This window comes from Candidatus Gastranaerophilales bacterium, from assembly GCA_028696075.1.
Taxonomy (GTDB): Bacteria; Cyanobacteriota; Vampirovibrionia; order Gastranaerophilales; family JAILCC01; genus JAQVHS01.
In genome coordinates this window covers 1-19,502 of sequence record JAQVHS010000004.1, presented here as the reverse complement: position 1 = coordinate 19,502, position 19,502 = coordinate 1, and the positions used below count along the sequence as shown (strand labels likewise).

At 37.0% G+C, this 19,502-nt stretch carries 23 protein-coding genes; 4 read left to right on the top strand and 19 right to left on the bottom strand.

What is annotated here, in order from left to right; translation table 11 throughout:
- Positions 1-319 precede the first annotated feature (319 nt).
- The 4 genes from PHX18_03820 to PHX18_03805 all read right to left on the bottom strand — a co-directional run bounded on the left by PHX18_03820 (position 320) and on the right by PHX18_03805 (position 1,438).
- Complete coding sequence (locus PHX18_03820) at positions 320-568, bottom strand: hypothetical protein (protein MDD3593738.1); 249 nt, start codon at positions 566-568, stop codon at positions 320-322.
- An 11-nt stretch (positions 569-579) separates the two neighbouring features.
- Positions 580-756 carry a hypothetical protein gene (locus PHX18_03815; GenBank protein MDD3593737.1) on the bottom strand — a complete coding sequence of 59 codons (177 nt, stop codon included), beginning with the start codon at positions 754-756 and terminating at the stop codon, positions 580-582.
- 92 nt (positions 757-848) lie between these two features.
- The gene (locus PHX18_03810; protein MDD3593736.1) at positions 849-1,112 is read right to left on the bottom strand and encodes a hypothetical protein; all 264 of its coding nucleotides are present in this window, start codon (positions 1,110-1,112) and stop codon (positions 849-851) included.
- A 62-nt stretch (positions 1,113-1,174) separates the two neighbouring features.
- On the bottom strand, positions 1,175-1,438 hold the full coding sequence (locus PHX18_03805; protein ID MDD3593735.1) for a hypothetical protein: 264 nt from the start codon (positions 1,436-1,438) through the stop codon (positions 1,175-1,177).
- A gap of 151 nt (positions 1,439-1,589) precedes the next feature.
- On the opposite strand from PHX18_03805, the gene PHX18_03800 reads away from it, so the two are divergent.
- Positions 1,590-1,919, top strand: coding sequence for a hypothetical protein (locus tag PHX18_03800; GenBank protein ID MDD3593734.1), 330 nt, complete (start codon positions 1,590-1,592; stop codon positions 1,917-1,919).
- 1 nt (position 1,920) lies between these two features.
- Here the strand turns inward: PHX18_03800 and PHX18_03795 are convergent, their stop codons facing one another.
- From PHX18_03795 to PHX18_03755, 9 genes are all read right to left on the bottom strand, one after another.
- Complete coding sequence (locus PHX18_03795) at positions 1,921-2,349, bottom strand: hypothetical protein (GenBank protein MDD3593733.1); 429 nt, start codon at positions 2,347-2,349, stop codon at positions 1,921-1,923.
- 2 nt (positions 2,350-2,351) lie between these two features.
- Positions 2,352-2,879, bottom strand: coding sequence for a hypothetical protein (locus tag PHX18_03790; GenBank protein MDD3593732.1), 528 nt, complete (start codon positions 2,877-2,879; stop codon positions 2,352-2,354).
- 291 nt (positions 2,880-3,170) lie between these two features.
- Complete coding sequence (locus tag PHX18_03785; protein MDD3593731.1) at positions 3,171-4,058, bottom strand: hypothetical protein; 888 nt, start codon at positions 4,056-4,058, stop codon at positions 3,171-3,173.
- Between the two features lie 57 nt (positions 4,059-4,115).
- A complete protein-coding gene (locus tag PHX18_03780) occupies positions 4,116-4,667 on the bottom strand; it encodes a manganese efflux pump MntP family protein (protein MDD3593730.1) in 552 nt (183 codons plus the stop codon).
- The gene (locus PHX18_03775) at positions 4,664-5,836 is read right to left on the bottom strand and encodes a phosphopentomutase (GenBank protein MDD3593729.1); all 1,173 of its coding nucleotides are present in this window, start codon (positions 5,834-5,836) and stop codon (positions 4,664-4,666) included. Before PHX18_03775 ends, PHX18_03780 begins: the two co-directional genes overlap by 4 nt.
- Positions 5,833-7,359: an alpha-isopropylmalate synthase regulatory domain-containing protein gene (locus PHX18_03770; GenBank protein ID MDD3593728.1), complete on the bottom strand. Its 1,527-nt coding sequence runs from the start codon at positions 7,357-7,359 to the stop codon at positions 5,833-5,835. The genes PHX18_03775 and PHX18_03770 overlap by 4 nt, the downstream gene beginning before the upstream one ends.
- Positions 7,360-7,370: 11 nt before the next feature.
- Positions 7,371-7,904, bottom strand: a complete 534-nt coding sequence (locus PHX18_03765) for an HAD hydrolase family protein (protein ID MDD3593727.1) — start codon at positions 7,902-7,904, stop codon at positions 7,371-7,373.
- The gene (locus tag PHX18_03760) at positions 7,904-8,893 is read right to left on the bottom strand and encodes a KpsF/GutQ family sugar-phosphate isomerase (protein MDD3593726.1); all 990 of its coding nucleotides are present in this window, start codon (positions 8,891-8,893) and stop codon (positions 7,904-7,906) included. The genes PHX18_03765 and PHX18_03760 overlap by 1 nt, the downstream gene beginning before the upstream one ends.
- 74 nt (positions 8,894-8,967) lie before the next feature.
- Complete coding sequence (locus PHX18_03755; protein MDD3593725.1) at positions 8,968-9,135, bottom strand: hypothetical protein; 168 nt, start codon at positions 9,133-9,135, stop codon at positions 8,968-8,970.
- Between the two features lie 83 nt (positions 9,136-9,218).
- Here PHX18_03755 and PHX18_03750 point away from each other — a divergent pair, with 83 nt between their 5' ends.
- The gene (locus PHX18_03750; protein MDD3593724.1) at positions 9,219-9,518 is read left to right on the top strand and encodes a hypothetical protein; all 300 of its coding nucleotides are present in this window, start codon (positions 9,219-9,221) and stop codon (positions 9,516-9,518) included.
- Here PHX18_03750 and PHX18_03745 read toward each other — a convergent pair.
- Both PHX18_03745 and PHX18_03740 read right to left on the bottom strand, forming a co-directional pair.
- The gene (locus tag PHX18_03745) at positions 9,511-10,485 is read right to left on the bottom strand and encodes a prenyltransferase (protein ID MDD3593723.1); all 975 of its coding nucleotides are present in this window, start codon (positions 10,483-10,485) and stop codon (positions 9,511-9,513) included. The two genes, PHX18_03750 and PHX18_03745, sit on opposite strands and share 8 nt — an antisense overlap.
- Complete coding sequence (locus PHX18_03740) at positions 10,478-11,605, bottom strand: glycosyltransferase family 4 protein (protein MDD3593722.1); 1,128 nt, start codon at positions 11,603-11,605, stop codon at positions 10,478-10,480. Before PHX18_03740 ends, PHX18_03745 begins: the two co-directional genes overlap by 8 nt.
- Positions 11,606-11,740: 135 nt before the next feature.
- On the opposite strand from PHX18_03740, the gene PHX18_03735 reads away from it, so the two are divergent.
- Positions 11,741-13,120, top strand: a complete 1,380-nt coding sequence (locus PHX18_03735) for a hypothetical protein (GenBank protein MDD3593721.1) — start codon at positions 11,741-11,743, stop codon at positions 13,118-13,120.
- On the opposite strand, the gene PHX18_03730 is transcribed toward PHX18_03735, so the two are convergent.
- The 3 genes from PHX18_03730 to dnaX all read right to left on the bottom strand — a co-directional run bounded on the left by PHX18_03730 (position 13,117) and on the right by dnaX (position 17,835).
- The gene (locus PHX18_03730) at positions 13,117-14,559 is read right to left on the bottom strand and encodes a radical SAM protein (protein ID MDD3593720.1); all 1,443 of its coding nucleotides are present in this window, start codon (positions 14,557-14,559) and stop codon (positions 13,117-13,119) included. The genes PHX18_03735 and PHX18_03730 overlap by 4 nt on opposite strands.
- Before the next feature lie 7 nt (positions 14,560-14,566).
- Entirely contained in the window at positions 14,567-15,889 is a 1,323-nt protein-coding gene (locus tag PHX18_03725) for a dicarboxylate/amino acid:cation symporter (GenBank protein ID MDD3593719.1), read from the bottom strand.
- A gap of 116 nt (positions 15,890-16,005) precedes the next feature.
- Positions 16,006-17,835, bottom strand: coding sequence for a DNA polymerase III subunit gamma/tau (dnaX, locus tag PHX18_03720; GenBank protein ID MDD3593718.1), 1,830 nt, complete (start codon positions 17,833-17,835; stop codon positions 16,006-16,008).
- Between the two features lie 53 nt (positions 17,836-17,888).
- Here dnaX and PHX18_03715 point away from each other — a divergent pair, with 53 nt between their 5' ends.
- The gene (locus PHX18_03715) at positions 17,889-18,839 is read left to right on the top strand and encodes an LD-carboxypeptidase (GenBank protein MDD3593717.1); all 951 of its coding nucleotides are present in this window, start codon (positions 17,889-17,891) and stop codon (positions 18,837-18,839) included.
- Here PHX18_03715 and PHX18_03710 read toward each other — a convergent pair.
- Positions 18,825-19,502 (bottom strand): cell division protein FtsQ/DivIB (locus tag PHX18_03710; GenBank protein ID MDD3593716.1); only part of this gene is annotated, 678 nt, incomplete at its 5' end. The two genes, PHX18_03715 and PHX18_03710, sit on opposite strands and share 15 nt — an antisense overlap.

The following is a 19,502-nucleotide window of genomic DNA, read 5'->3' as shown; positions in this document are numbered from 1 at the left end:
ACGCATAGCCTTCCATTTCGCTACAACATTTTTCTGACGAAAAAGTTTTCGCTCAATTCGGCTATTGCACTTACGGCATTCCCTTCGGTCAGCCTACCGCAAATCCGCTGTCTTGGATTATGCGGGTACGCATAGCCTTCCATTTCGCTACAACATTTTTCTGACGAAAAAGTTTTCGCTCAATTCGGCTATTGCACTTACGGCATTCCCTTCGGTCAGCCTACCGCAAATCCGCTGTCTTGGATTATGCGGGTCTTCGGAAAACTCATCGTTTTCCTTTGACTTACGGGCTGGGTTCGCCTTTGGCTCACACGGTGCCCTACCGCAAATCCGCCCCTGTGATCTCTTCTTCTATACTTCGAATATCTTCGTTCTTACCCGCGTTCAAATATGAATTCGCTATTTTTTGCAAAACAGGCTCTTCTTCATTTTGAACCATGGTTTCATTCAAAAGATATTCTTCTACTACCATAGATGCGTCCTCCAAGGACTTTTTTTCAAGTTCCGAAATCATATCCATTAAGTTATTAAGAACAGATTTTCTCATGCTTAATTTTTTTGTTTCCATATCTATATCCCTTACATTTCGTTAATTAATCTTGTTCTGTAGCATTCTGATATATCCATTTCAGTAGGCTCAATATCTTGCCCTTGTTCTTCTTCGTCAAAGTAAAACTCTAACAAATTAAACATAGCAATGTTTTCTCTTTTTTTTATATGCCTTGAGATAGTGGAAAAAAACTCTTTTAAACCCATGACTTTACTCCTTAACCTAACATAATTCTTATGTCGGCTAATTTTGTAAAAACTTTAGGTTTTTATGTATTTTATTTACATAAGTTTACAAATTATTCCTGGTCATCTAAAAATTGCTGGATACCTTCATTTTGCTGGGCATCTGCCATTTCAAGTATTTTATAAATCATATAAGCGCCTAACGCTACCGCCTTAGGGTCGAGATTGGTATTTGTTGCAATATCAATAATAGCCGCGTTAACCTCGGGGTTTTCATCTTTCATATAATGAATCATCCCTCTGCGCCAAGAGTGGAGGTCTTTTAGGATTTCGGCAAATATTAAGTCTTTTTGTTCTTCTGTGATTATCGGTAACATATACCCCTCATAACTGGCTAAATTATATCAAAATTTAATAACTTTGCACAGTTCTTAATAAATTAAACAAAGTTTTCTTCCTGAATTGCAATTCCCGCAATTTGGGTATCAAGCAAGGATAATGACTTAACAGGACCCTTACCCTGTTTTTCGATAAGTTTTGGCGATGCTGGAGAGCTTTTTTCCATAAGCTGTTTCAACTCTTCATAAGTTTCTTCCGTATTATCAACATAAAGCACCACCGGCGGTCCTACATGTTTTAAAAAAATCAAAATGGCTTTGCGGGTCTTTATTTGCTGTGTATTTTGATGATATTGCTGCGCCATAATAATTCCTAATCTGCTACGTAACTACTTGATAATAACATAATTAACCGTTGTTTAAAAATCGTTCAATAATATTATTTTCAATTAAATCTTGAATTCTTCACAATCCCTGTGATATTCTTAAATAAGGTTATTCTCGTACGGGGTTTTTATGAAAAATTTTTGTATATTAATTGATATTGTCTTAATGCTAATAATCGTTTTGTCTGCTTATTTAACCAGGAACCTAAATATAACGGTTTCGGATTTTACTTTTAGTGTGGCTTTTGTTGTTTTATTAAGCGGGTTTTTGGGTTTTTCCATGGGGTATTTATTTGACCTTTACGAGTTGAAACAGCTGAATCAACAGTCGTTTAAGCACGTTAACAAAGCCGAAAAACTTGCCGTAATTTCAGAGGAAAACGAAGATAAAGTAAAACGGCTTGAAGCTAAAATTGAAACCCTTGAAATAGCACTAAAAGAAGCGCTTAAAAATAAATAATTTATTTTTTATCTTTTGAAGGTTTTTCTTCTTTTTCTTCAGGGGCGGCTTCAGATTTTTTCATCAATTCAGGGGGAACATCATCCCTTTCCTGATTCCATCTGTCAAGCCCGAGCTGTTTACGGACTAAACCTATTCCGACGTGAACTCTCCATTCATCCATTTTGAGCTGTCCTGCTATGATTTTATGGCAGCCTATCGGGGGAAGAGGTAAAAGAGGTTCATATAAACTTTTAATAGCCATTAGCTGTTCGGGAGTAATTGCTAATTTTCTCTTGGGGAAAGGTAATTTAGGCAAGTGCAGCTTTTGCCTTACCAAATTTATCCCGAAAAACACCTTATTTGGTTCAAGTCCTATTTCTGCCCCTATAATTTCGTGGGCATCAGGGTTGGGAAGAGGGAGCATTCTTTTGTATAAAACTTCTATCATTGCTACCTGTTCTCTTGAAATAAGCAAAGCTCTTTGTGCAGGCCTGCGTCCTCCTTGCCCACCTTGAGGTCTGCCGCCTCTGTTAAATCCTCCGGGACGGGGAGCGCCTCGGTTGAAACTGCTGTTTCTGTTGTATCCGCCATCACGATTGTAACTTCCCTGAGGTCGATTATATCCGCCTTCTCTGTTGTCGCGGTTATAACCTCCTTGAGGACGGTTGTATCCGCCTTCTCTGTTATCGCGGTTATATCCTCCTTGAGGTCGATTATATCCGCCTTCTCTGTTATCGCGGTTATATCCTCCTTGAGGTCGATTGTATCCGCCTTCTCTATTGTCGCGGTTATACCCTCCTTGAGGACGATTGTATCCACCTTCTCTGTTATCGCGGTTATAACCCCCTTGAGGTCGATTGTATCCGCCTTCTCTGTTATCGCGGTTGTAACCGCCTTGTTGGCGAGGATAGGCGTTATCTCTGCTGTAGCCGCCTTGGGACTGTTCTTCTTTATTAAAAGTTTTTTGCTGCGACTCATCTTGAGGGTTTTGTTGATCTTCCTGGTTTGAGTCTTTATTTTCCTGATTATTCAATAACGGATTTCTATCCGGATACAGGCAGGCAGGACATATTACTCTCTTTGGGTTTTTTGTCTCAAATTCCGCACCACATTTTGAACATTTGTTTATATACATTTTAGAGATACCTTACAACTTTCCCTTAACTTAACCACATTAACAATAAACCGAAATATAGCATGCATTATACAACCATTTTAATTGTAAAAACCAAATAATGCAAGAACATAAATCATAATCATATTTGTATGTTACTTAAAATACTTAAATATTTCTTCCGTTATTTTTTTATTGAACAACGCTCCCGCCTTATTTCCTGTGAAAGAGCCTAATACCAACGCTCCGCCTATAGCCGGTAGTCTTATAAACCATTGTTTACTTTTTAAAACAGAGTTGGTTAATGACATAAATAGCGTAGGTACAAGTGTTTCCGCTATGATTCCCTGTGTTGTTTGTTCTATTATTTTATCAACACTTTTTTCATTTGCCACAGATAAACCGTCTAGGACTATAAAAGGCTTATCAAGCGGATTTATGAAGAAGCCCGCTGTTCCAAATACTTTGGAAGTATTAGATATTAAATTTCTTGATTTATCATTGAAGATTATTTGTTGTATTTTTTTGTTGCGTGAAGCCGGTGTTAAATCTTCAATGACAACAAACGGTTCCTCTGTTTCAATACTCGGTTTTTGGGGAGGATGTTTTAAATAAGGGCTTTTTTCTTTGTTTATAAATTTATCTACCAGCAACCCTCCGCCCAGTCCGCTGATTAAACCTGTTAAGGTAAGTATCAGGTTTTTCGTGCAGTCAGCTGTAATTTCTGATACTGCAGGTATTTTTAAAATATCTGTGGGTTTTTTCTTCGTGAATTTACCGATGAAATTTTTTATAAAGCCTGTTTTTTCAAGAGGTTTAAGGATGAATTCAAAACAAGATTGAATTTGTTTATTGTTAAGATTTCTGGAAACAAATTTATCCATGCCAAAAACACCCAAAGCACATGCCCCTATTACTGAAACATTTTTAATAAGTGTTTTTTTCTTGTTTTCAGGGGAAGATTCTTTATAGTCGCTATAAATTTTGTACCCGCCCACGGAGGCAAGAATTATCCCTGTTAGCATAGAATGTCTGATTTTCATAAGTTATTCCGACTCGTCGCTGATTATTATAACCCGATGAAAAAAAAATTTTGATACTTAAAAAAGTAAAGATTTTATAGCCAAAGCTATTAAAATAAGCCCTGCAAGAATTTCCAGGTTTTTCGAGGGGAAATGTTTGAATAAATAACCGCCCCAAAAACCTATAAGCGAATTGATAAAGGTTATAATTCCGATAATCATAGCAGGTACAAGGATTTCTGACTTGCTGAAGCAAAGCGAAATACCCGCACCAAAAGCATCTATGCTGGTGGCAAAAGAAATAAAACAAACACATCCTATCGATAAACATTTGACTTCGCAGCAGTCTTTTTCATCGAACGCTTCTTTAATAAACTTTATTCCAAGTAACATAAAGATAGTAAAAACTATCCATCGGTCGAAAGTATGCAAATATTTATAAATATTTTGGGCTAAAAAATATCCGATAATCGGCATAAGAAATTGAAGAAATCCCACACTAAAGGCTAATATAAGCGAATTTTTCCGCTTATTCACCCTGAATATTAAACCTTGTGAAAAGCTCATTACCATAGCATCTATAGATAATGCCAATGCCAATATAATTATTTCAACCAATGAGATACTCAAAATGCTATCCCTTCAAAAGCCATGCCTTCAAGTTCTCCGTTAATGCCGAGGTATTTGAGTACAGTTGCCGAAATATCGCAAAAACAGTTTCTCACCCCAAGATTACAAGGGGTGTTGTTTTTGCCGTAAACAAGTACGGGAACATATTCTCTTGTATGGTCAGAACCGTTCGCCGTGGGGTCACAGCCGTGGTCTGCGGTTATAATAAGCAAATCGTCCTCTTTCATTGCGCCGGTTATTTTTTCAAGATAGCTGTCAATTTCTTCAAGCGCGTTTTTATAACCTGAGGCATCTCTCCTGTGTCCGTACAGCATATCTGTGTCAACAAGATTAGTGAAGATAAGACTGCTTTGCGAATTTTTTATTGCGTCTAAGGTATATTCAAGCCCTTCTTTGTTGCAAGAAATATGAACCGCTCTTGTTACGCCTGATTTAACGAAAATATCTTCTATTTTTCCGACGCCAAAGACTTCTTTGCCGTCTTTTTCAATCAGATTAAGCATTGTGTCGGACGGAGGCATAAGTGAATAATCATGCCTGTTTTTTGATATTCTTTTAAAGCTCCCCGCAGTTCCCTCAAAGGGTCTGGCTATCACCCTTGAAACGTTATATTTTTCATCAAGCAGTTCTCTTGCAACTTCGCACCACTGATATAGTGTTTCAAGCGGTGTTACCTCTATGTGAACCGCTATTTGAAATACGCTGTCGGCGCTTGTATATACGATAGGAAAGCCTGTTTTAATATGTTCTTCACCGAGATTATTAATAATTTCTGTTCCCGATGCGGGGATATTGCCTAAAATACCGCCGCAGTTTGTTTTAGTAATAAATTCCTCTATCAATTCCTGCGGAAACCCGTCAGGATATGTCTTAAAAGGATTATTAAGAATAAGTCCCGCTATTTCCCAGTGTCCTGTTGTTGTGTCTTTGCCTTTTGATTTTTCCCTCATTTTACCGAAACTGCCTGTCGGAATTTCTTCCAGCGCAACTCCCTCTATAGGGATAATATTGCCAAGTCCCATTTTTTGCATTACCGGAAGATTAAGCCCTCCTTCGATTTTTGCGGTATTAGCAAGGGTATTGCAGGTAAGAGCATCCGAATATTCCGGTGCATCTTCCATTGCTCCGACACCGGCTGAATCAATTACGATTAAAATTACTCTTCTCATTTTTTCATGCCTGCTATCAGATTAAGACCGTTAAATATCGCTATAACGTTTGCTTTTGCGGTACTTGTATGAAGTCCTCTGCAAGTTATTACGGTTTTATCGGGCGCTTCAAGTTTAATGACGGTCATAGCGTCTGCACCGCTTCCTTTAATCTCTTCATCCATTGCCTGTTGTTCATAGTGGACAAGATTTTGCTTGAAACCTGCTTTTTCAAGAGCATTCAAACAGCATGACAAAGGCCCGTTGCCTTCTGCCGTGATATTGTACCTTTTATCGAAATGCTTAAACTCCAGCTTGAATTTATCTTCGGCTAACCGGGTAAAGTTTTCCAAAGCAAAAGGACCTTTTACCTTAAAGACTTCTTTAAAGTAAATGTCGATGATGTTTCTTGTAGGCAGTTCTCCTACTTTTTCCGCTGCTTCTTTTATAGCGGGGGTGATACGGATGGCTTCTTCCATTGTAATGTGATAGCCTGCTCTGCTTACTATTTCAAATACGGCGGTTTTACCCGACTGACTTGTGAAGCCAAGCTTTTCATCGTCATCTCTGCCTATCAAAGACGGATGAATAGGTCTGTATGCCCCTTTTTCCATGTCTTTGGTTTTTAGTGCGCCGTCCTGGTGAATACCACTTCTGTGCGCCAAAGCTTCAGGACCGATAAGCGGTGATTTTTCATATATTTTTACACCCGCTTTTTCGGAAATAGTAAGCGCTGTTTCATAAATTTTTGATAAATCCAGAGGAACATCTATTCCTGAATTATGAAGTGCAATGGCAACTTCGTAAAGGTTTGTGTTACCTGCTCTTTCACCTAGTCCGTTTAAGCAGACTTCAAGCTGTTTTGCCCCTGCAAAGAAGCTTTCCACCGTTGTTGCTGTTGCCATACCCAAGTCGTTATGGCAGTGAACGGCAATAGTTACTTCTTTTGGCAATTCATTTACGACCTGAATAACCCTTTTAACAAAGTCCATAGGGCGTGTTCGCTCTACTGTATTCGGCAGGTTAATAACGTTTGCTCCCGCTGATACAACATCTTGAAGAGTATCTATAACAAAGGGCATATTATCCAAACAGTCGCCAAAGTGTTCTGCCGAAAATTGTACTTCGCCTCTTTCGCCCATAAGGCTGCGGGCATATCTTACCGCATCTATTGCGATTTTCCTTACATCATCAGGGTCTTTTTGAAGCACATATTTCATATTAAACGGGCTTAAAGTTACAAAGGTGTGTATTCTTGGCTTTTTTGCATTTTTTATTGCATCTGCCGCGATAGTTATATCCCTCTCTACAGTTCTTGCTAAAGAACAGACAACCGTGCTTTCGTTGGCAATTTCAGCCAGATATTGGCAGGCATCAAAATCCATTTCACTTGAACCTGCAAAACCTGCTTCAACACCTTGCACCCCCAGCTCCATTAAGAGTCTGAACACTAATTCTTTTTCTTTTAAATCCCAGGGTTTGCGAAGAGATTGGTTACCATCTCTCAATGTTGAATCGAAAAAAAACGGTTTAGAGTTGTACATAAGCTGCCTTTCTATCTGTTCACCGGCGGTAAATCCACCTTGTGTTCTTTTTTGTCTGACTTGAATTTAACGGCTGTATATAAAATATCAGTGAGTTCTCTGATAGCCCCTCTGCCGCCGTTTTTCTTTGCAATAAAATTACAAATTTGTTTTACTTCGGCAACGGCATCATTCGGACAGGCTTTTACAGCTACCTTTTCCAGAATGCATATATCAGGCAAATCATCTCCCATATATGCTATCTCATCATAATTTATTCCAAGCGTAGTTTTTAGCTCTTCAAGCTGCAGAAGTTTATTTTTGCAGCCTTGATAAACATATTTAACACCTAAATCTCTTGCGCGGGTGTCGACAATTTGAGAATTTCTTGCCGTAATAATAGCGACATGAAAACCCAGTTTAGTAAGCATTGCTATGCCTTGACCGTCTTTGGCATTGAAGGTTTTTAACTCCTGTCCGAGGTCGGTATAAGTGATGGAGCCGTCTGTCATTACGCCGTCCACATCAAGTGCTAACAGTTTTATATTTTGTAAAATTTTGTTCATTAAGCTACACCTGCTTTTAATAAATCGTGAATGTGTATAATTCCTATTGGTCTTAAGTCATCATCGTTTATAAGTAATGAAGTGATGGAGTAAGTTTCCATCATTTGGAGGGCTTTTGCCGCCAGGTCATTTTTTCTTATAAATTTGGGGCTGTTATTCATAACCATATCAACGGTCAGGTTAGAAGTGTCAGAGTATTTTAAAACCGCCCTTCTTATATCACCGTCGCTCAGGACACCTGTTGTTTTTCCCTCGTTATCGACAATAATGCCTATACCAAGGCGTTTTTCGGTGATGATATTAACGGCTTTTTGGAAGGAATCGCCTGATTTTAAAACAGGTAAATCAAAGTCCGCATGCATAAGTTCTTCAATAGTATATAAAAATCCTTTCCCCAAAGAACCTGAAGGATGGAAAAGCAAAAAGTCTTCCGCTGTAAAGCCTCTTTTTTTAAGCAAACAAACAGCAAGAGCATCTCCCATTGCCAAAGTCGCGGTCGTACTTGCCGTAGGAGCTTTGTTCAGCGGACACGCCTCTCTTTCAACGCTTACGTCGAGTACTACATCGCTTTTTTCGCCTAATACGGAGTTTACATTTCCTACGATTGCTATTATTTTAATACCCAAACGTTTTATGATAGGCAATAATTGTAATAATTCATTTGTATTGCCGCTGTTTGAAATAGCAATGACAACATCCTGTTTTGTTAAAATTCCGCTATCGCCGTGGGTTGATTCTGCAGGGTGCAAAAAGTATGAAGGAGTTCCTGTGCTTGACAGAGTTGCTGCAATTTTTTTACCGATAAGCCCTGATTTACCCATGCCTGAAATTACTACCCTTCCCTTGCAGGTGTAAAGGATTTCTATCGCCTCTACAAAAGAATCGTTCAGCCTCTCGCTAAGCTGTGATATACTATCAGCTTCTATCTTGAAAACTTCTTTGGCGCTTTCTATCAATTTTTTTCTTATATCTTGTTCAATACTTTGCATTTTATATACCGACTATTTATTTCCCTTTATTTTATTATATGACAGGCATGAAGAATTTTAAATTTTTTTATAAACTATTTTAAGCTGTTTTTTATAATAAGTCCGCATTTACTGCAGGCTAAGTACTCGCAGCTGCTGTCAATCGGCAGGAATATATGTTCGCATTCTTCCTGCTCTTCTTTAATTTCAGGAGCTTCTTTTTTGTTTTGTAATAACTTTACAATTCGTTCTATCAAGTACATAAACAACCCTTATTAAAAAATAATTTTGTTTAACAAGTCTATATGATATAATTATAACGCAGTAGTCAGGATTTAGGAAAATTATGAACTCCAGATGGTACGAAATTAATTCTATGGTAAATGTTTTATTTTCTTTGTTTGAAAAGGCGGATGACGAAGAGAAAAAGAGTGTTATTTCTTTTATGACACAAGAGCTTATTAATTTAAGACCTTATGACAAACTGGATGTTGCAAGCGTTTTTAAAATGGCAACCGGTGAACAAGCCAGAAATCGTTGGTATGATAAGGATGAGAGTGTAAGAATTTTCGTTGAGCTTTTAAAAAATCTCTCTGATGACGACAAAATTGGTTTTCTTACAAAAGTCAATAACAAACTCAGCTAAAAAGAATACTTAAGCTTAGAAATAACGAGAAAAAGAAGGCAGTGTTTCTTGCAATGAACATTCTTTGCATTATTGCTTTTCTCTGAACATCGAGTATTTGCTCATCCTCCATCGGTCCCATATAAAAGGTTTTTTTCACCAGACTGTTATTGTCTTGAAGGTACGTTTGCAGGTTTTTAATTAATTCAAATACTGTGGGCAGCGATAAAAATGTTATTAATGACAAAGGCGGAAGTATTTTAAAAATAATGAGCAGCCCTATATTGACGTATGCTGCAAAAACCATGATTATAAGTAAATAGAAACCTTTTTGCCTGTCTTTCAGCATTGTGCAAAGAGTTTTCTTTTGATTGATATTATCCGCGGACAAATCCATCATATAATCGGTATGCAGAAGAACCAGAGTGATTAATGTGCTTGATATGGCAATAAGAATAACGTTAAGGCTGAAAGATTGTGTCATAACATAATAGACCCCTATGAACAAGAGGAACCCGAAGTTCAGCCCTATGCCGGCTTCCCCCAGTCCGAGGTATGGCAATCTGGGGTATAAAATTGCTATTATACCGCCAAGCAATGCAACGATTAAAACAGGGTATCCCGTAAAATAAAATAGTATAAGCCCTGTTATTGCTGCCGCAAAAAAGTAAAAAAGCACTACCATAAAGGTTTGTTTCGGGGTTATTTCTTTATTTATTAAAAACCGGCATTTACCTTTTTTTAAGTTCAGTCCTGCAAAGTTGTTATTTTTTTTCGCTTCAATCATATAATCTGCAAATTCATCAAAAAGATTTGCGCCTAAATGCGCAAAACATAAACCCATAAGGGCAATGACGCCGTATGTGAGGCTGCCGCCTTGTTTTAAACCGTAAGAAAAAACTATCAGCCATGCACAAACTGTCATTGGAAGCGCATAAATTCTTGAAATGCAAAGCCATTTCCAAATAACAGAAATAATATTATTCAATATCGCTATCCTCTTGTTTAGTACGGCTGAAATTATTTATAATTCTTTCAAGCTCACTTTTAAACTTCTCAAAATTATATTCTTTAGCGGTATATAGCGCTGCCATTTTAAGGTTATCAAGGTCATTTTGTTTATCTAAAATATCTTTTAAAACATTAGCAAGGTTCTTATCGGGTTTTTTAGTTATATCGAATACAAATCCGTTTTTATTATGCTCAATAATATCTTTTGCCCCGCACCTTGAACTGATTACAACTATCTTGCCAAAACTCATCGCCTCCAGTGTACCGAGTCCAAAGGTTTCCCTTTTAGAAGGCATTACAAGGCAATCTATATTTGTATAAAAATTATTCATATCCGGTTGATACTTTATAAATTCAACCCTGTTTTCAAGCCCGAACAGCTTTAAATATAACCTTAAAAATAATCCCGTCTTTTCGTAAGGATAGATTATTTTTGCGCGAAATTTCGGGTTGTATTTTTTTAACCGGCCGAGCGCATTTAAAAATATATATCCGCCTTTGTTGTCAAAACCTCTTGCTATAAGACCGAAGGTAAATACTCTCTTTTCGCTTTGAGGTTCAATGTTTTCAAGGGTATTATCTATACATGGCGGGAGTATATAAATATTTTTGCCGTCTGCACCGAGAAGGTTGATTAAATCGTTTTTTAATACAGATGATGGCGTCAGTATTACGTTGTATTGTGATATAAGTTCTTTTTGAGCTTCCATTTCAAACTGGGAACGTTTATGTCTTTTGGCGCTAAAGATACTTGATATAAGATTTTCAAAAGGTGTTTTGACAATCTTTTCGCGGTATGCCCTTGAATGCTCATGAAGATAGACTATATCTGTAGGAATGGCAAAATTTGTTGAAATTGTAGCGTCGTAATTTTTTGAATTTGCAATTTGAAGGGCGTTTTGTAAAAAATTTTCCTCCGGCATCTGATAGAAGTTTTTTATATTATAGTCGCCTTCTAACTTATTGTTTACAAAATAAATATCAACTTCAAAATTTTCGATTAAAGCTTTTAAAATTTGAAAATTAACTTTTTCTCCTCCGGACGAGAAAGCGTTATCTTCAAACGTATGATTAATATATGCAATGTTTTTAGTCATTGTTTCACCTTTAGTTAGAATTATTTTAACATAAACAATATAAGGCTATATTTACCCAATTGCGCAATTTTTATGATTTTGTTATTATTTTATTGATATAATTCATCTGTAAGTGCTGTTATACCTGGCGGGAATATGACCGATAATTCTGATAAAGATACAAGTATTGATTCTGATAACGACGTATGTTGCAGCAAAAGTAGTGCAATATTAACCTTTTTGGTTATTTTAATTTTTGCTTTTTTTGCATTTTATATGCAGGCTAAATATTCTGATATACTTGTTAAAAGCAGATTTTTAAAATTCTATCCTTCAAATACGATGGTGTATAAGGATTTTGATTCGCCAAAGGCACTAAAGTCTTTTGATGTGCCTTTTGATACAAAAGATGTCAAGGCTTTTTCCTGGGGTGCTATAAAAAATACAGAAACTACGAACAATGTATTATTTATTTTAAAAAATAATACGACGGAGGAAGAGGACACTTTAATTCGGGAAAAACAAGGGTTTTATTATTTTGTTAACGATGAATATACATATATATCGGATTCTGAAATAGAATTAGAGTTATTGAAAGATCGTATTATTGCAAATAAGTTTGAAATATTTGAGAGTAAAAATATAAAGTATCTGGTTAAAAATCTTGAAGATAAGAGGAATGCCACTTTTATTATATTGAATTCTAATTATTTGAATGAGCTTACAAATATGTCCCTGCCTGCACGTTTTTTGGACAAAACAGCTTTTTCCGTTACTTATAACGATGAAGGTTTTATTTCCGACGGTGTGATAACTTTTAAGGATAAAAAATTGGTTATGGCGGTATGGTTAAAAGAGCTTTTGTCGATATTTAACCCGGAAACGCCTTTTGTTGAATTTTTTAATGAGAATAATATAGCTGCCGTTATTTGGGTCAACAACTTTGATTTATTTGCGAAATCATTTTCCTTTTTACGTAAAAATATAGGAGACAACCAATATACAACCCTTCTGAATTTGCTTGAAGATACCGTAAATCTTAACTTTGAGTTTGATATTGCCCAAAATTTAAAAGGGGATGGCGTTTTTTATTTGTTTAATCAAAAAAAACAATTGCAGCCTATGCTTCTTTTGGAAACTAAAAAGGATATAGCAACGCCTGTAAGAAAAGCGTTTGATTCAATGCAGTTCCAAAAGAATACGAAAATTTCCCAAATAGAAGTTAACCGTCAGACCGTAAATGTCCTAAGCTCTAAATATTTGCCGTATAATCTGAATTTTACAAATCTGAATGATGAAAAATTTCTTATAGGGCATCAGGCGATTTTGGAAAAATATTTGACTTCTCAAAAAAGTAAAATTGAACTGCCGTCTGATACCGATGTTTTTGTCTATCTGAACACTAAAAAAATTCCTAAAACGTACCCTTTGGTTGATAAAATTTTAAAAGATTTTTCCGAACTTAAGATTAGTTTAAAAGTTTCCGGTGAATTAACCATTAATATACAAGGTAAGTATAAACCGCAGGAAAATTAATCGTAAATATCACGGTAAGCTTTTTTGAAACTGCCGAGGTTGCTGCCGTATGAATAAGTTTTTTTCAAAAATTCGCTTCCTCTTTCATCGGCACATGAAATTACATATTGAAACCAATCCCAGTTGATACTGCTCGGTCTGAGCGCAATGCCGAGTTTATGCATTTCTTTTTTTATAAGGTTTAGTTTTTTCTCAAGAGTTTTTTTATTTTCGGGCAGTGTATTTTCAAAAGGAGTGTGCCTTTTAGGTATAAAGGTGTTGAGCGCTAAAGTTAATTTTAAGGTTTTGAACCTTTGTTTTATATTTTTCATCAAGGTTATAAGCGCCTCTGTATCATCCTGGGTTTCTTCGGGGAAACCTATGATTGCATAGATTTTTACGGCTTTTAACCCGTTTTTGTAAATAATATCAATAGCATTAAAGATTTCTTCTTCTTTGAGGTTTTTGTTTATTAAATCTCTCATTCTTTGCGAACCCGCTTCAATGGCTATGGTAGCGCTCTTTTGCCCGCATTTGACCAGTGTTTTTACAGTCAAGTCATCAATACTGTCAACCCTTAACGAGGAGATGGAAATTTGAAATTTTTTTGTATCTCTAAGTTTGTATAAATACTCACAGACTTCTTTAAAACAAGGGTTTGCAGGAACTAATGCGCCTAAAAGTCCTATTTTATCTGTTTTCTCAAGCCCTATGTTTATTGCTTCAATAATACTTTCATAGCTTGCATATCTGACAGGCTGGTTCAAATGGCTTGCCAAACAAAAATTGCATTGAAAAGGGCAGCCTCTTGTAACTTCAACTACAAACATATTATCAAACAGCGTATCCGCTGTGATAATAGGTGTGTAAACAGCATTGGTAATCCGGCAGGTTTGCTTTTTTACATCCGCGCAGTTGTTTATACCCGGAACGTATATCCCCTCTATTTTAGCCAGCTCAATAAGTTTCTCTTTGCGGCTTAAGGTTCTGATTTCATAGAGTTTATCTGTTATTTTGTTTATAACTTCTTCACCGTCGCCGATAAGTATAAAATCGAAAATATCAGAGATAGGCTTTGGATTGGCACTCAAAGCTATACCGCCGCCAAAAATTAAAGGGCAATTTTCTTCTCTGTCTTTAGCGGAAAGCGGGATTTTGAACTCTTCAAGCATTTTAAAAATATTCAAAAAATCAAACTCAAATGATGAAGAAAATCCTATCAAATCCAGACCTTTAGGGTCCGAGAAATCGGCAGTATCGGTGAAAACTCTTTGGCAGTTTGCTTTTGGATTTTCGTCCATAAGCCTGAAAATATGCAGATAGCCTAAAGACGACATCCCTATTGAATATAGAGCTGGAAAACAAAACCAAATATTAAGCGCATCAGGCAGTTTAGAGGCAGGTGTGTACAAAAAAATTTCTTTATGCGGCTGATTTATAATATTTTTTTGTTTTGCCATCAATATATTAAACTACTTCTTTCCAAACATTTTGGTTACCGAGAAGGTCATAATCTATTTCACCTTCATTAGATGCAATGGCAGCGGCAACCACGGTATCGCTTGCGACGTTCACCATAGTACGAAGCATATCTGTTAACCTGTCAAGAGCAAACAGGAAGGCGAAGCCTTCAACCAGTTGTTCGTGCGATAAACCAAGGCTGTTTAAAATGAGAGCTATTGTAATCAAGCCTGCTCCGGGGATACCTGCAGATGTGCTTGAAGCCACGACTGCTAAAAATCCGACAAGCAGGATAGTTTGAATATCAAGAGGAACACCATAAGCCTGAGCTAAAAATACAACGGCTATACACTGCAGCATTGCTGTTGCATCCATATTCATTGTAGCGCCAAGCGGAAGGACAAACCCGCAAATTTTGTTTGAGATACCTGCACGTCGTTCGCAGCAGGCAATAGTAACGGGTAGTGTTGCGGAACTGCTTGCTGTCCCGAACGCAACCATAAGCGCTTCGGCTACTGCTCTGTATAGCGCTATTACATTAACTTTGCTGAACACTTTTAATATTATTGGATAAGTTACAAAAAGCTGTATCATTACACCTAAAGCAAAGGTCAACAGGTATGTTCCGATATTATTAAACACACCTATGCCGAAATGCGAGATAGCGGAGGCTGTAAGGGCAAATATACCGGGAGTGGCTAAAACCATTATCCAATCGGTAAGTTTCATCATTGCGGCAAATACCGACTCAAAGAAAGACACAATCGGTCTGTTAATATCGCCTATAGTAGCAAGAGCCAATGCAAACAGTACAGAGAAGATAATCAGAGGAACCATATCAGCGTTAGCTAAAGCTGCAATAGGATTTTGCGGAATCATCTCTAAAATCATCTTGCCTACATTGCCATGGTGTTGTTTCACAGCTTCAAAACTTGCCTGGGCAGCAGCAGCGCTTTTAGCATCAATGAAGTTTTCCGCACCTTGCCCGGGGTTGAGCAAAAACGCTAACGTAAAACCTATTACAACGGCAGCAAGCGTTATTAAGAAATAATAAAAAATCATTTTAAGCCCGATTTTGCCGAGCTGTTTTGAGTTCCCCATACTTGCTATACCAACGATAATAGCGCTTACCACAAGGGGAATTACAACCATTTGTATTAATTTAATAAATCCTTGACCTACAAACACCAGAATCTTGTTAACAGACGGGTATACATCGGCAGGGAAAATCAATCCTACCGCTATACCTAGTAATAAAGCTATAAAAATGTGCCAGTTGCGTTTTGCACCTAAACCAAGTGCAACCAGTATTTGCCAATGTAGTTTCATCTCTTACCTCGTTATTAATTTTATATGAACATGATTAATTATAAGTCAGCCTAAAATAATCTTTTTTTATTGTATTGCTTTTTGGTTAATTAGTCAAAATTTATTCTTTTGTGAAGTTACTCTATTATTTTTCCTGAAAATAATTCTAATATTGACTGCGTTTGGTCTGATATTTCGGGATTTCCTACGGAAATTGCTTTGATTTTTGTTTTTGTCAGTTCAAGTTCTTCCGCTATTTCGTTTTCTTCGACAGTATCGCCCGGTTTTTCTGCAACAGTACTGTTAGCAGGTGTGATGGGAGACTCTTCGGTATAAGCCTTTTCAGTTACTGTTTTTTTTTTGAAATCATCATCCCTTAATAATCTTAAATTGATTAAAGGACAGGTTCCAAACAGCTCTTTTGCAGTTGCTTCAAGCACTTGCTGCTTGTTTTTTGTCTTGCTGATAAAAACATCGTTTTTGAACGCTAATTCTATTTTTTTTGAATTTAAGGAAATAGCTTTTGCATGCGTACGAAGTAGAGCAAATACAGCCATATTAATCGTTTGAACTTTGTTAAGGAAAATTTGCCAGTCAATTTCCTGTTCGGGTTCCGGGGTCGGAATTTCTTCTTTGTCAGGCATTGAAATATTTTCTGCGGGTTCGGATTTTGGTTCTTCCTTTATTTCCCGAGGCTTGGTTATTTCAGGCGGTTTTATTTCCTCAACTTTCGGCAATTCCCTGACTTTGGCAATAACAGGCTCTTTATTTGTTACCTGCGGAGATATTAAAGTTTTATTATTTTCAAGATTTTCTATTCTTTCCGTAAGATTTTTCAGGTTCGTCATATCTTCTCTTGAGGCTATGGAGATTAAAGCTACATCAAGCCAAACATACGGATTTGTAGAGTTTCTCAGATTTTTTTCATGTTCCGATAATTTTTCTATGATTTGAGTTATTTCAACCGTAGAAAAGTCTTTGCTTTGCCGCATTAATTTTTGGCATATATCTTCGGATAATTCCGTAATGGCGGCGCCTTCATCAGGAGTTTTGCATACGCTTAACAGCATAAGATTTCTAAAATACCCCGTTAACTCCTTTAAAATTTGGTTAGGGTCGTTGCCTTTATCCAAAATATTTTTTATGTATTTTAACATTGATTGAGCGTCTTTTTTTGCAATTATAGAAGCTGTTTCAAACAAATCATCATCACTTATGCTGCCAAGCAGCGTAGAAATATTCTCTTTTGTAACCGGTTGGTCTTCTTGCGCTAAAATTGAACTTTGGTCAAGTAAAGCAATGGCATCTCTTAATCCGCCCGCTGATTTTCTTGCGATAAATTCCAATGCTTCTTTTTTTATATTGATATTTTCTTTTTTAGAAATTTCTTCAAGCCTGTTTACTATATCTTTCGGGGTTATTCTCTTGAAGTCGAACTTTTGGCAGCGGCTTACAATGGTTTCCAGAACTTTGTGTGATTCTGTTGTAGCAAGAATGAATACCAAATTCTCGGGCGGTTCTTCAAGCGTTTTGAGCAAAGTATTGAATGCCTCTGTTGTAAGCATATGGACTTCGTCTATTATATATATTTTTCTTTTGCCTAAGACCGGCGAAAATTGTACTTTTTCAAGAAGGTTTCTGGCATCTTCGACTTTTCTGTTGCTTGCCGCATCGATTTCAATTACATCAAGAGAAATCGAATTTTGCATATCAAGGCAGTGAGCGCATTTACCGCAAGGTGTTGTATCCTTGAGGTTAAGGCAGTTTAGAGTCTTGGCGAAAATCCTTGCAATGGAGGTTTTGCCCGTACCCCTCGGACCGCAAAACAGATAAGCATGAGCAATTTTGTTCAGTGAAACAGCATTGCCCAAAGTCTTTACGATTACTTCCTGTCCTACTACTTCATTAAACGAAGCGGGGCGGTATTTTCTATACAAAGGAACGTATTTTTCACTCAATTTCTTCACCAAACACTAATTGTACTGTATAATCAGTCTATCACAGGCATGAGAAAATTGTTATGAGCTTAAATAAAATTTACCCCAAAGTTTTACAAAAGGGCGATAAAATCGCTTTTGTTTCGCCTGCAGGTTCTGTAAGCTATCAGGAAAAATTTGAAAAAGCACAAGCCTTCTTCGAAAATGCCGGTTATTCTGTTGTAATTATGCCCAATTCAAGGAAAATTAACGGTTATTTGGCAGGTGATGATGAAGACAGGCTCGAAGATTTAATGAGTGCATTCAGCGACACTTCCATAAACGCTATTATTGCAAATCGCGGCGGATACGGCTGCCTGCGCCTTCTTGATAAAATTGATTATAATGTTATAAAAAATAACCCGAAGATTTTTGTCGGCTACAGTGATATTACGGCGTTACATTGCGCTTTTTATAAATATGCAGGGCTTGTAACTTTTCACGGGGCTTTTTCTTTGGACGATTTCGGCTGTGATGAGGTTGATGAATATACAAAGACTTCTTTTTTTGAAACGCTGGAGGGGAAAAATACAAATAAACCGCTGGAAAACAAGTTTGCATATACTTCTATAGTTGATGCAGAAGTTCAGGCACCTTTAAGCGGGGGGAATTTGACGGTTTTGTGTTCTTTGTTGCAAACACCTTATTTCCCTGATTTAAAGGGCAGAGTTTTATTTTTAGAGGATGTTGCCGAGCCTCTTTATAAAATAGACAGAATGCTCTATCAACTTGAATTGGCAGGAATTTTAGGGCAGATTAAAGGGCTGTTGATAGGTAAATTTTCCGGCTTATGTGAAAATCAAACGAAAGCCGAACTGCTGCTTTTTGAAATGCTGGAAAAACTCACTTCAAAGTATAAAATCCCCGCAGGGTACGGGTTTAGCGCAGGTCATGAAACCTCAAAAGCAACGCTGCCTTTAAATGTAGAGTATTATTTTAACTCTTTAAAAGGCGAATTAAAGATTTTAGAACAGCCTGTGTTATTCGGGCATTAAAACTGTAGGTACAGGCGGAGCATCAAGCTTAACAGGTTCTTTTTCAGCTTCGGGTTTTGCTTTTGGCGCTGTGGGTTTTGATACTGTTGTATTGCTTTTTACGGTTGAAGGTTTAGGTGCTGCAACAGTCTGAGACTTTGGTTGGACAGGTTTTGTTTCAGTTTTTTTGACTGTTTGTTCTTTTTTTGCCTCTGTTTGGGCGGGAGCGGCAGTTTTTTGGGGAGCTGCCGGCGTCCCCGCTTGTGTTTGAACGGAAGGAACAGCAGGCTGGTTTACAGTTTCCTTTTTTGGTGCGGGAGTTTCAACCGGTGTTGGTTCGGCTTCTTCAATGAGTTCTTCTTCAGGAGCCGACCCGGGTGTTCTTTGCTTGATATAGGTAGAATCATCCCACCTTAAATCTATATAGTCTATTTTGTTTTTAAGATTTTCAATTTGAGGCATTATTGAGTTAAGGCGCATAATTCTTGTTTTGAGCGTGGAATTCAGCTCACCTATTCTGACTTTTACCGTTTCAAGCCTTGCATAAGTATTATTTTTTGAGCGGATATCAATATAGATAAGTTTTTCGCCTGAATAATCTTCAAGTCTTTGGGCAAAGATATTAAGATATTTGATTTCTTCATCGGACCATTTTGTATAATCTTCATACGTAAGGATTTTATA

Coding starts and splice junctions, on each gene's coding strand:
- PHX18_03790 (MDD3593732.1), bottom strand. CDS start 2,879: ATGAGTCGCAGCAAAAAACTTTTAATAAAGAAGAACAGTCCCAAGGCG.
- PHX18_03800 (MDD3593734.1), top strand. CDS start 1,590: ATGAAAAATTTTTGTATATTAATTGATATTGTCTTAATGCTAATAATC.
- PHX18_03810 (MDD3593736.1), bottom strand. CDS start 1,112: ATGTTACCGATAATCACAGAAGAACAAAAAGACTTAATATTTGCCGAA.
- PHX18_03795 (MDD3593733.1), bottom strand. CDS start 2,349: ATGATAGAAGTTTTATACAAAAGAATGCTCCCTCTTCCCAACCCTGAT.
- PHX18_03760 (MDD3593726.1), bottom strand. CDS start 8,893: ATGCAAAGTATTGAACAAGATATAAGAAAAAAATTGATAGAAAGCGCC.
- PHX18_03765 (MDD3593727.1), bottom strand. CDS start 7,904: ATGAACAAAATTTTACAAAATATAAAACTGTTAGCACTTGATGTGGAC.
- PHX18_03750 (MDD3593724.1), top strand. CDS start 9,219: ATGAACTCCAGATGGTACGAAATTAATTCTATGGTAAATGTTTTATTT.
- PHX18_03725 (MDD3593719.1), bottom strand. CDS start 15,889: ATGAAACTACATTGGCAAATACTGGTTGCACTTGGTTTAGGTGCAAAA.
- PHX18_03755 (MDD3593725.1), bottom strand. CDS start 9,135: ATGTACTTGATAGAACGAATTGTAAAGTTATTACAAAACAAAAAAGAA.
- PHX18_03735 (MDD3593721.1), top strand. CDS start 11,741: ATGACCGATAATTCTGATAAAGATACAAGTATTGATTCTGATAACGAC.
- PHX18_03805 (MDD3593735.1), bottom strand. CDS start 1,438: ATGGCGCAGCAATATCATCAAAATACACAGCAAATAAAGACCCGCAAA.
- PHX18_03820 (MDD3593738.1), bottom strand. CDS start 568: ATGGAAACAAAAAAATTAAGCATGAGAAAATCTGTTCTTAATAACTTA.
- PHX18_03740 (MDD3593722.1), bottom strand. CDS start 11,605: ATGACTAAAAACATTGCATATATTAATCATACGTTTGAAGATAACGCT.
- PHX18_03785 (MDD3593731.1), bottom strand. CDS start 4,058: ATGAAAATCAGACATTCTATGCTAACAGGGATAATTCTTGCCTCCGTG.
- PHX18_03730 (MDD3593720.1), bottom strand. CDS start 14,559: ATGGCAAAACAAAAAAATATTATAAATCAGCCGCATAAAGAAATTTTT.
- PHX18_03715 (MDD3593717.1), top strand. CDS start 17,889: ATGAGCTTAAATAAAATTTACCCCAAAGTTTTACAAAAGGGCGATAAA.
- PHX18_03770 (MDD3593728.1), bottom strand. CDS start 7,359: ATGTACAACTCTAAACCGTTTTTTTTCGATTCAACATTGAGAGATGGT.
- PHX18_03775 (MDD3593729.1), bottom strand. CDS start 5,836: ATGAGAAGAGTAATTTTAATCGTAATTGATTCAGCCGGTGTCGGAGCA.
- PHX18_03815 (MDD3593737.1), bottom strand. CDS start 756: ATGGGTTTAAAAGAGTTTTTTTCCACTATCTCAAGGCATATAAAAAAA.